The organism is Pilibacter termitis (genome assembly GCF_900167335.1).
GTDB lineage: Bacteria > Bacillota > Bacilli > Lactobacillales > Streptococcaceae > Pilibacter > Pilibacter termitis.
This window is the reverse complement of the sequence record NZ_FUXI01000014.1, coordinates 59,100-70,749: the sequence shown is the minus strand read 5'-3', so window position 1 is coordinate 70,749 and position 11,650 is coordinate 59,100. Positions and strand designations below refer to the sequence as shown.

General features: G+C 37.5%; 8 protein-coding genes and 1 pseudogene. 2 read left to right on the top strand and 7 right to left on the bottom strand.

The genetic code is table 11. The features are described 5' to 3' along the window. Positions 1 to 263, top strand: a pseudogene (locus tag B5D30_RS13645) (IS4 family transposase); the annotation flags it as partial. A gap of 80 nt (positions 264 to 343) precedes the next feature. Here the strand turns inward: B5D30_RS13645 and B5D30_RS07055 are convergent. The 7 genes from B5D30_RS07055 to B5D30_RS07025 form a co-directional block, all read right to left on the bottom strand. Next, positions 344 to 889, bottom strand: coding sequence for a cysteine peptidase family C39 domain-containing protein (locus B5D30_RS07055; protein ID WP_268802104.1), 546 nt, complete (start codon positions 887 to 889; stop codon positions 344 to 346). A gap of 23 nt (positions 890 to 912) precedes the next feature. Then, positions 913 to 1,401: a hypothetical protein gene (locus tag B5D30_RS07050; RefSeq protein ID WP_144399522.1), complete on the bottom strand. Its 489-nt coding sequence runs from the start codon at positions 1,399 to 1,401 to the stop codon at positions 913 to 915. Positions 1,402 to 1,519: 118 nt separating this feature from the next. After that, on the bottom strand, positions 1,520 to 2,188 hold the full coding sequence (locus B5D30_RS07045) for a cell division ATP-binding protein FtsE (RefSeq protein ID WP_078807354.1): 669 nt from the start codon (positions 2,186 to 2,188) through the stop codon (positions 1,520 to 1,522). Between the two features lie 788 nt (positions 2,189 to 2,976). Continuing rightward, positions 2,977 to 3,993, bottom strand: a complete 1,017-nt coding sequence (locus B5D30_RS07040) for an acyltransferase family protein (protein ID WP_159443251.1) — start codon at positions 3,991 to 3,993, stop codon at positions 2,977 to 2,979. Between the two features lie 143 nt (positions 3,994 to 4,136). After that, positions 4,137 to 4,505: a hypothetical protein gene (locus B5D30_RS07035; protein ID WP_078807352.1), complete on the bottom strand. Its 369-nt coding sequence runs from the start codon at positions 4,503 to 4,505 to the stop codon at positions 4,137 to 4,139. Positions 4,506 to 4,686: 181 nt separating this feature from the next. Next, positions 4,687 to 6,192 (bottom strand): glucose-6-phosphate dehydrogenase, encoded by a 1,506-nt coding sequence (gene zwf, locus B5D30_RS07030; RefSeq protein ID WP_078807351.1) that lies wholly within the window; start codon positions 6,190 to 6,192, stop codon positions 4,687 to 4,689. Between the two features lie 36 nt (positions 6,193 to 6,228). Continuing rightward, the gene (locus tag B5D30_RS07025; protein ID WP_078807350.1) at positions 6,229 to 6,894 is read right to left on the bottom strand and encodes a metal-dependent transcriptional regulator; all 666 of its coding nucleotides are present in this window, start codon (positions 6,892 to 6,894) and stop codon (positions 6,229 to 6,231) included. A gap of 307 nt (positions 6,895 to 7,201) precedes the next feature. Between B5D30_RS07025 and gltB the strand changes: the two genes are divergently transcribed. Further along, on the top strand, positions 7,202 to 11,650 hold the full coding sequence (gene gltB, locus B5D30_RS07020) for a glutamate synthase large subunit (RefSeq protein ID WP_078807361.1): 4,449 nt from the start codon (positions 7,202 to 7,204) through the stop codon (positions 11,648 to 11,650).

Sequence of the window (11,650 nt, the reverse complement as noted above, 5' to 3'; positions counted from 1 at the left end):
ATACAACGATTGTTGCCATAAGTTACACCTTGCTTGCACTAAAACAACGGGAAGAAATAGACAACCGTTCCATTGGCGACTTGTTTTATTTGATGGTCGATGAATTATCTGACCTCTCTTTTGTAGTGGCGTTCAAGCAACTCATCGAACTGTTCAAAAAAATATCTGCCGATGAATTGGTTTTAGATGACGAAACATTAAATAACATCATCAGTGAATTTCTCAGCCAACTTCCCAAAAATTATCAAAGAGTATTTTGGTAGTTGATTGAGTGAGTTTTTCTTTGGTTAATGTTGGTGTAGCAAGGGGCGTAGGGTGGTTTGGGTGGTTCAAGTTATAGTAATTAAATTAATCCTGCACGAATAAAAAGAGTTACTCCTTGCACTAAGTAGAAAACTGTAAGAATAGCAAATAGAGAAAATTTATTCTCCCACAACAGTTGTAGCCACTTTGTAGTTGAATTTCCTGTTATTATATCTAATATGGACTTGTATGTAAAAGAAATACTCATGCTAGATAACGATAGAAAGAAAGACAAAAAAATAATCGTCAATAATTTCTTTTGGTTCTTAGATAGCTTAAAAAAAGTTCTATTTTTGTTTGTTATATTGGTATTTTCTATATCAAAAAACACAATCACATTACCAGACCAACTCTTGATAAATTCCTCTTCTATTATCTTTCGTTCTCCAATTGCAGGATCGAAAATTTCGATACAATCTTTGTTTATAGACTTAACTACAACAAAATGATACCAGCCAATGTCTTCTGTAATATGAGCAATAAACGGAAATTTTATCTCTTCTTTTAGACATGATTTTTTTAATTCAAAAAAAGTGCCAGATAATGCACTTCCCTGCAAACCAATTTGTCTAGCTGCTTGAATAATTCCATAAGCTGTTCCGCATTGTATTACCTAATCGCCTCATCTAACCTAGCTACCATTTTTTTTAATGGAAAATAGTTAAGGCTAAAAACTAGCATTACTCCAAAAAATAGTAGCAACTGTATCTGAAAATACCCAAATAGTGAGTTATTGACAAAATATTCTTTTATAGGAAACATCTCGACTAATTCTTTTATTATTTCCATTCCAAGAATATTTGCAATCATTACTGTAAATAAAAAATAAAAGGGAAAATAAGAGAATACCTCTACGCAAAATTCACAAACAATATACGGTATTGAAATACCTAATAATAATTTTGTTTCTATTTTCTCTTGAAAAAGAATAAATAATTGTTTGATCGTCATAGAAAAGTAGCTTTTTGCTAAAATAAAACTTCCTATAAAAAAAATAAATATCACAATAATTAATACAGATATGAAGAAATTAAAAGCTATGTCCGTCTGCGATTCTTGCAGTTCACTAATCGACACATTTTCTACTCCTTTATTCATTCGTTTCCATGCTTCAATAAATACACTGAGTATCCTTATTAAGAGCATTTCTATTAAAAAGAAAAAAACTGCAAATATATCTATATAAAAATATACTCGTTTATTCCTCCACCTTGTTTTAACTGCTCTCTTTATTAGATAAGCTATTTGAGAAATATTGACTATTCTCATCTCGGATAATTCTCCCTTCTCTCAACTCAATTACTCTTGCTGGATAACTATCCAAAAAACTCCAATCATGCGTAGAAATAATTACTGTCGTACCTTGTTGATGTATCTTAAAAAAATAATCCATAATCTCCCTAGCGGTTTTAGGATCCAGATTCGATGTCGGCTCATCTGCTATAATAATTTTTTCATTTATCATTAAAGCACGAGCAATTCCAACTCTTTGGATTTCTCCACCAGAAATTTCCGCAGGAAAACAATTTTCCTTACCTGTTAATTTCATCTTACTAAGTAAAAACTTTGCTTTCTGCTTTTTTTCATGTGAAACGTTTCCTTCCACTTCCAAAGGATACAAAATATTCTCTATAACTGTTAAATCTGGCAAAAGATGAAAATCCTGAAAAACTTTCCCTATTTTTGTACTTGGTAGCACTTCCTTTTCAATTATCTCACCACTAGACGGCTTCTTTCTTTTTGACAAACAATCTAACAAAGTAGTTTTGCCCGAACCACTTTTTCCAACAATGAAAAGAAAAGCACCTTTTGGAATAAAAAAACTAATGTCTTCTAAAACTGTAAGACCATTTATATTTTTACATAAATTTTTTATTTCAAACATCTTTACTCCTTTGCGTCCTACATTCCCCTCTTGTTCTCTTTTTAAGAATAGACTATCCGTTCATTTTTCTGCTAGGCATTTACTATATGGGCACCTCTAAAAACTCACACTTATCCTAAATTGCTAGTTTTCCGATTTTCTTCGTCATTCTCCTCAACCTATGAACCACATAGCTTTCGTCGATTTCCTCGAAAATCGAAAAACTAGCTAATTTAGTCTTAAGCGGAGTTTTTAGAGGTACCCATATGAAAATAGATTTGTAATACTTTCTACTACTTCTGAACATCTTCCCTAATTTCTCATTCAGCAAAAAAACTTTTTATAACTACATATTTTTATTTTATATCTTTATTTATTTCCGTCAACTCTTACGATAACTTATCCATTTTTTTCGTGAGAGCCATTTCACATTCTTCATCAATTTTTAATCGTTTTTTGTTCCCACCCTTTAATTCCTATTTCTCTTTTTGGGTATTTCTATTTATTTTTAAAAAATATTAACCCTTGCGATAAAAGAGTACGTCTGTTTTCCTACTAATTTCATTTATTTTTTGCTCCATTTTTTCACATTTTTCCTTTTTCAAGAAGTTTTTGACGGGATTTTTTACAAAGAAAAAAACAATCAAAACCTTGAATTTCCGTTAATTAATATGATTATTTCCACACTAAAACTCTGCTGTTTCTAGAGGTGCCCTTAAATAATTTTTTTTGAGATTTACTTGCAAGTTTTTTCTCTACTCAAATCATAAAACACCTCATGTATTTCATCAATAGACTTTACATAAACGTCAGAGTTTTCTCTTGCTAAGAGAAAAATTGTTAAGGGAAAAGAAAAATATTCTCCAATTTATACAAATGTAACTAATCAAATGTGTTAAAAAAAGTGTAAAAATAAATTTTTCTCCTCCTGAAATAGTAGGCGACGTTTTTATGAGTAAAAAAAGTACCATAGGGTGCAAGAAAAAATAATATTGACTATATGCTTTCAAATTTCTAAGAGGTATCCGTATATTGCATGAACTTTTGAGCAAAAATAGAAAGAGTAAAGGTGTGAGTGGAACGAGTGCAAACTGAATGTTTTTATCTAACCCTTGATTCTGAAAAATGATGATTTTTTCTAAAATGCTCAAAGAAATTGCGAAAAACAACTTACTTTTAAGGTGTTGAATGTGTATTTCCTCCCAATGATCAGCGAGGTAAAAGCCTATCAATACAAAGAGAAACCCAAAGAAAAGACCGTTTCTCGAAGTAAAGAAAATACGTAAGTAGGATTGAAACCATTCAAATAATCTCGTATTTTCCAGAAAACTACTATACGTCTCAATCGCACCGATTGTATAAAGAAAAAGGGCGAGGAGAAAACTTTTCGCATAGCCAATCGTTTGACTACACAATTTTGCCAGATAAATTGCCAAAAACAAGGCAGGGAAAAACCATAAATGATAATATGTCCCAGAATATCCTAAAGCAAAGAGTACTGCAAGTGGATAAAACGCACGATCTATCGAAAATTCACTCAGTGCTAATAAACCTAGAGGCAAGTAGAAAACGCTCCAGAAAAGATAAGTTTTCAATTGCTTTTTAATCCATTTTTTTGCATAATTTTCACGTTTTTGTTCGTTGATATGGAAAAAATAGGCAGAGCATAAGAAGAAAAATGGAACAGCAATTCTACAAAAACCACTCTTAAAGACAAAATGCCAGACAGGTGAGGAGAATACTTTGTCGCAATGCAAAAGTATCACTAAAATAGAAGAGAGGTATTGCATTAAGGACACCTCAAAAAAGTGATTGTATTGTTTCATAAGAGAATCCTTTCGTGTTTTTTTTATGAGCATAAAGCATATAAGGAAAGGTTTCAATAGACTTTACATTAACGTCCGAAAAAACTGCATAAACGTCAGATTAACAAATAAATAAAAAAAGCATAACCATGCGTATGCTTTTTTTATTTATTAAGTGTTAACATCTTGCTCGTGTTTTTGATTTTAATATTCTTTGTATCTTCTAGTAGCGTTTCAGACAAAGGAATAGTAACCGTATTATTATGACTGGCTAGGCAATTAAGTAATTTATACTCTTTTGTTATCTCCACTTGGATTGTCTTTTCGTTATTTTTTGTAGAAGTGTCTACAAAAGTTGTATTGACGATTGCAAAGGAAGAAAGTTTTACCTGAATAATTAATTCCTTTTTGTTATTAATCGCTATTTTTTCTATATCATTAGATTGAATCGTTCTACTAACATGAGCGAAGAATAAAACATACACAGCAAGAGCAAAAAGAATCACGCTTGTAATTTTTTTAACTGTATTCATTACTCCCAAACCCTTCTAAATTTTATTGTGACTTATAACTTTATTTTATATTTTATCATAAATCAACAAGAAAATCTTTGGTTTTTGATGTTTTGAGAGGAGTTAAGAAAAAGATAAGATTTTAAGGGTACCTCTAAAAAGTCAAAAAGAGGCTGAGAATCCAGCCCCTTTTTGATGTGTCTTATTCTTCCAACATTCCACGCTCAATATACCATTCTTCTGGTTTCCAAGCCCATGAACGTCCGTCTTTTTCGAGTAGCTCGTAGGATTCTTTTGGTCCCATTGTTCGTGCTTTGTAGGTTGCAAGTTCTTTTGGATTTTTGTCCCACGCAGAGCGGATAACGTCGATTAATTCCCAGCTACGTGCGACTTCTCCCCAGTCAGAGAAATTGGTGCGTTCACCGTTCAAAGCGTCTAAAATTAATTTTTCATACGCTTCTGGCGAATTGCCGAGAAACGCTGAGTTGTGGCGATAAGAAAGTTTTATCGGTTCGATAGTAAATCCTTGCCCGATTTCTTTTCCGTTGACGGAAAGCGAAAATCCTTCGGTTGGTTGAATGTAAATCGTGAGAATATTTGGTGCAAGTGTGTTTTGATTGTTGTTGAACAAATCGACAGGCATTTGCTTGAAAACAACGTTGATACGTGTTCCTTTTTCCACCATTCTCTTTCCTGTCCGAACGTAAAACGGCACACCGCTCCAACGGAAGTTGTCAATCATGAATTTCCCACACGCAAATGTTTCTGTTCGAGAATTTTTGGCGACATTTGGCTCCTCAAGGTAGCCTACAAACTCCTCGCCGTCAATGCTCCCTGCGACATATTGCCCTGCGATAAAACTATCAAGAGCTTCTTCTTCAGTATATTTGCGAATTGCCTTGAGTGCTTTTACTTTTTCATTGCGAATTTCTTCGTCAGAAAAAGTAGTCGGCGGCTCCATTGCAAGCAAGGACAGCACCTGTAAAATATGATTTTGCACCATATCTTTCAATGCTCCGCTCGTTTCATAATACCCTCCACGGTCTTCTACTCCGATAGATTCGGCAAAAGTAATTTGGACGTTGTCAATGTATTTATTGTTCCAAATCGACTCAAAAATATGATTGGCAAATCGAACGGCTGTTACATTTTGAATCATTTCCTTGCCGAGATAGTGGTCAATGCGGAAAATATTTTCCTCGTCGAACACACACGAAAGTTCATCATTGAGTTTTTTTGCACTTTCGTAGTCGCTACCAAACGGTTTTTCGATAATCAATCGCTCAAATCCTTCGCCTGTCAGGATTTCCTCCGAGCGAAGATGTCCGACAATCGTCCCAAAAAATTGTGGAGCCATTGCCAAATAAAACAACTGATTGCCCAAAGTGTTGTATTTTGCCTTTAATTCTTCGCCAAGATTTTTCAACGTTACGTAGTGCGAAGTATCTTCGACATCATGGCTTTGATAGTAAAAATGGCTTGCAAAATTTTCCGCTTGGCTTTCGTCCTCAATTAAGTCCTGAATGGAAGAAGTGACCACTTCACGCAAAAATTCGTTTGTCCAAGGTCTGCGTGCTGTTCCAATCACTGCGAAATGCTCTGCCAATTCGCCTTTTTTATACAGGCGAAAAAGTGACGGATACAGCTTGCGTTTTGCCAAATCACCTGTGGCACCAAAAATGGTAAATAGTACGGCTTTTTCGTTCATCGTTTCTCCTTATCTAGCAAGAAATTGTGAAATGCTCTACATTTCCTGCTCCGTTTTTTTCGTTTCGACAAATATTTTTTGTGCAGCTTTATGACTGATAGAAAGCGTATGTCGCTCATTTGCAATCGTAATATCTCCGTCAAAAAGTGCTTTTTCCTTAATTGTGTATTGCTCATTGATTTGAATATCCATGAAAACGAGATAATCAAGTAATGCTTTTTCATCTAGCACACGAGCAATTGTGAGCGTTTCGTTTTCTTTGGCATTGGCTAAAGTAGCAAGAGTAGGTTCATGGATAATATCGTTTATTTTCGGGATAATCGCTCCATGTGGGCAGGCTTTTGGAAAATCAAGAAACTCATCCAGTCTTTTTTCTAGCTCCATGCTCGTAGCATGCTCCAAAATTTCCGCCTCCTGATGCACCTCATTCCATTGATAGCCTAATTTTTCGACAAGAAACACTTCCCACAAACGATGTCTGCGTAAAAGTTCACTTGCTTTTTCCAGTCCTTTTTGTGTCAACTGCACACCTTGGTAACGTGTATGCGTCACAAGCTCTTCTTTTACAAGTTTGCCAATCATCTCTGAAACACTAGCAGGCGTAACATCTGAGTTGGAAACAATTTCTTTATTGCTCACCAAATCATCTCCGCCACCAAGCTCAAGAATAAGTTTAAGATAATCTTCTTTATTGGGTGTCATCTGCTCTACCTAACACTTTCTTCCGAAAAATTTTTTTACCCTGAATTTAGTATAAAAAGCTAAGAAAATCAAGTTATTTTCTAGTCCTTTTGTATAGTGTAGCAAATTTGAACGAAGATTGCCAAAGTTCGATGATAAAAAGTTATTGAAATTGTGGAGAAAAAAAGATATACTATAAAATGAAAGTAAATTCTGATAATTGAATGATAGAATTACGGGGAAAACAGCGACTTTTGAGAGCGAAAAAATCAAAAAAATCAGCGAAATTTCCACACTTGAAAAAGAGAATAAACGTAAGGAGAACGACATGAACAAAACGCTATGGGAACCAACATTTGAACATGATGCCTGTGGTATGGGCTTTGTGGCACAGCTTGACGGCGAGGACAGCCACACTTTGATTGAATACGCTCTGACAATGTTGACACGCATGAATCATCGTGGAGGAACAGGAGCAGAAGGAGACACAGGTGACGGTGCTGGTGTGTTAATGGCGATGCCTGATGAATTTTTCAGACAGACGGCAAAAGAAGAAAACATATTTTTGCCAAGAAAAAATGAATATGCTGTCGGAATGTTTTTCTTGCCAAAAGAGGCAGTCGAAAAAAATCGTCTTGAGACAGAGTTGAAAACATTGCTTGCCGAAGAAGGCTATAACGTTCTTTTCTCAAGAGATGTGCCTGTTAATTTTGAGCAATGTGGGCCAACTGCTCAACAAACAATGCCGTCATTTGTGCAAATTGTTTTAGAAAAACCTGCGAATATTGAAATCGGTCGAGTGTTTGAGGACAAACTTTTTGAACTTCGAAGGAAAATCGAGAAAAATTATCCGGCAGAACGTTGCTACGTTGCCAGTCTAAGTAGTAAAACTCTTTGCTACAAAGGAATGTTACACGCTTATCAAGTAGGGCTTTTCTTTGATGATTTGAAACATCCTGCTATGAGTTCGCACATTTGTTTGACGCACTCAAGGTTTTCAACCAACACATTTCCAAGTTGGGATAGAGCTCAACCGTTCCGTTTTATCGCACACAATGGGGAAATCAACACTTTGCGTGGTGCGGAAAATTGGATGAAAGCAAGCAATATTGATATTTACAATGAAGAAAATTCGGATTCAGCGAAATTGGAAAACTGTATGGAATATTTCTATCGCCACGGTCGTGAAATTCCAGAGGCATTGATGATGATGGTGCCAGAAAGTTTCTCAAAAGAGGCTGGACTGGATGAGCAAACGGCAAGTTTTTATGAGTATGCAACGAGTTTTGTCGCTCCTTGGGACGGTCCTGCGGGTCTTGTTTTCACAGATGGCGATTTAGTTGGTGCTGCTCTTGATAGAAATGGACTTAGACCGTCTCGCTATTCATTGACAAAAGATAGATTTATGGTCGTTTCGTCTGAAAGTGGCGTCGTTGACTTTGAGCCTAGTCGCATTGTGGAAAAAGGGGTGCTAGGTCCCGGAGATGTTCTGCTTGTTGACACGGAAAAAGGCACGGTGGCGAAAAATGATGAAGTGAAAAAACGCATTACAGATAAATATGACTATACAAACTGGTTGAAAGAAGGTCTTTTGTCGCTTGACGACGTTCAGGCAACTTCTAGCGTTCCTTCGTTATCAAAAGAAGAAAGAGAACGTTCTTGGCGTGCGTTTGGTTATACGGATGAAGTCATTCGTAGCGTTATTTTATCAATGGCAGAAAAAGGAGACGAGCCTGTTATTTCAATGGGGTACGATTCACCACTTTCTGTCTTGTCATTGAAACCACAATCGCTCTTTACGTTCTTCAAGCAACAATTTGCACAAGTAACCAATCCTCCGATTGACGCTTTGCGTGAGTCGCTCGTGATTGGTACGGATATGTATTTGGGTCGCACAGAAAACTTAGCACATGTGGCTGCTGAAAATTGTCATAAAATAAAATTGAAAACTCCAGTGTTGTCAACAGAACAATTTGAAAAATTGACAACAGGTGAAATTGCTCCGCACAAAACAGCTATTCTTTCAACGCTTTACCGCTTTGATGAAACGTCTCTTGAAAAGGCACTTCTTGATTTATTTGCACAGGCGGAAAAAGAAATTGACAACGGAGCAGATATTTTAGTGCTAAGCGACAGAGGAATGGATGAAAATACGCTTGCTTTGCCGATTTTACTTGCAGCAGCAGGTTTGAAGAATGCAATGATTGGTAAAGGAAAAGGGGCGAAATTCTCGCTTGTGGCAGATTCTGCTGAGGTGAGTGAAGTACATCACTTCGCCTGCTTGCTCGGCTACGGTGTGAGTGCCATTCATCCATACGGAGCATACGAGGTGATTTGTGATACTTACAAGGAAAACACAGCACTTCGCCTTGAAACATTTGCAAAAGCGTGTGTGAAAGGAATTGTGAAAGTCATGAGCCGTATGGGAATTTCAACGGTTACAGGGTATTTCTCTGCCCAATTATTTGAGGTGGTGGGAATTTCTGAGACAGTTGTGGAGAAATTCTTTACAGGTACGACAACACGTGTCGGCGGTCTTGGCTTGGCGGAGATTGAACGAGAATATAAAAAATATCACAAACAAGCCTTTGGCGAAAGACGTGCAGACTTATTAGAAAGTGGCGGAGCATTTCAATTTAAGGTGGACGGAGAACATCATTTGTTCAATCCGAAAACCATTTACAACTTCCAACAGGCAGTAAGAAGTGGCGACTACGAGCTGTACAAACGCTATGCGGAAGAATTAGATAATGATGCAATTTCTGAACCAACGAATTTACGTCATCTATGGGAAATGAAATCTAATAGACCGTCTGTTCCGCTTGATGAAGTGGAGCCAGTAAGTGAAATTGTCAAACGTTTCAAAGTTGGAGCGATGAGTTTTGGCTCGCTTTCCAAAGAAGCACATGAATGTATTGCTGAGGCGATGAACCGCATGGGCGGAAAATCAAACTCTGGTGAGGGGGGAGAAAACCGCAATCGTTTCAAGGTACAACCTGATGGACGAAATCTCAACTCAAAAATCAAACAGGTCGCAAGCGGTCGTTTTGGTGTGAATGCGGAATATTTGATGAGTGCAGAAGAATTGCAAATCAAGCTCGCTCAAGGGGCAAAACCGGGTGAGGGTGGTCAACTTCCGGGGGAAAAAGTATTTCCGTGGGTCGCTGAAATTCGTGGTTCTACTCCGGGGGTACGCTTAATTTCACCTCCTCCACATCACGATATTTACTCGATTGAAGATTTGGCACAGTTGATTTACGACTTGAAGAAAATCAATCCATACGCAAAAATCAACGTGAAACTCGTTTCCTCAACAGGTGTAGGAACAATTGCCACAGGTTGTGTGAAAGCAGGAGCTGACGTAGTGGTAATTTCAGGATTTGACGGTGGTACAGGTGCAAGTCCACGTGTGAGTGTGCGGGACGCTGGTTTACCTCTTGAAATTGGTCTAGCTGAGGCACATCAAGTGTTATCAATCAACCGTCTGCGTAATCGTATGACACTTGAAACGGACGGAAAATTAATGACTGCTCGTGATGTTGCTCAAACCATTCTCTTAGGAGCTGAAGAATTTTCATTTGCCTCACTCGCACTTGTCGCAGTAGGTTGTGTGATGATGAGAGTATGTAGTTTGAATACTTGCCCAGTAGGTGTGGCAACGCAAAATCCAGAGCTACGCAAACATTTCGTCGGCAAACCAGAGCATATTGTTAATATGTTCACATTTATCGCCGAACATCTGCGTGAAATGATGAGTGAACTTGGTTTTAGAACGATTGATGAAATGGTAGGACACGCTGAAGTGTTGCACGTTAGGGAAGACTTGCCAGATAAAGCGAAAACTCTTGATTTCTCAAGAATTTTGAACCACACATTACCGATTGAACGAAAAGTAGTCGATCCGTTTGCAGAAAAACGAGCGTGGAGTGAGCTTGATGCATTTGCTGAAATGGCAGTTACGTCTGAGCAACCAATTAAAGTGACACAACCAATCAACAACGTTAATCGCACGACTGGTGCGAGGTTTGCAGGTTGGCTTGCGGAGCGTTTTGGTAATTATAGCTTGGAGGCTGGAAAAATTTGCTTTGAATATACAGGAATTGCAGGGCAAAGTTTTGGAGCATTTGCAACACAAGGAATGGAACTTTGTTTGATTGGTGAGGCGAATGACTATGTAGCCAAAGGCTTGAGTGGCGGTAGAATTATTGTGAAACCACCAGTTGATGCAGGATATGACGTTGAGAAATCGCACATTGTAGGAAACGTTGCTTGCTTTGGTGCAAACAAAGGTGAGGGGTATTTCCTAGGAAAAGCAGGCGAGCGTTTCTGCGTAAGAAACTCAGGTGCAAAAGTTGTCGTTGAAGGTGTTGGTGACCACGGTTGTGAATATATGACAGGTGGTGTGGCAGTAATCTTGGGTGAAACGGGTCGAAACTTTGGTGCAGGTATGAGCGGAGGTGTGGCGTACGTCTATGACGAGACGGGCAACTTTGCAAAGAAATGTAACATGGAAATGATTGAGCTATTCAAACTTGGCGAAACCACAGGGGATGCGGTATTGAAAGAAATGCTTGAAAATCATGCAAACTATACCAATTCGGCGAAAGCAAAATCAATTTTGTCAGATTGGGAAAGTGCAATACAAAAATTTGTCAAAGTCTATCCAAAAGACTATCGCAAAATCATGGAAATCAAGGAAAACTTTGCACAGAGTGGCTTAACTGGCGAAGAATTGGAAAATAAAACATTTGAAGCTGCAACGAAAGGTGGTGCGTAA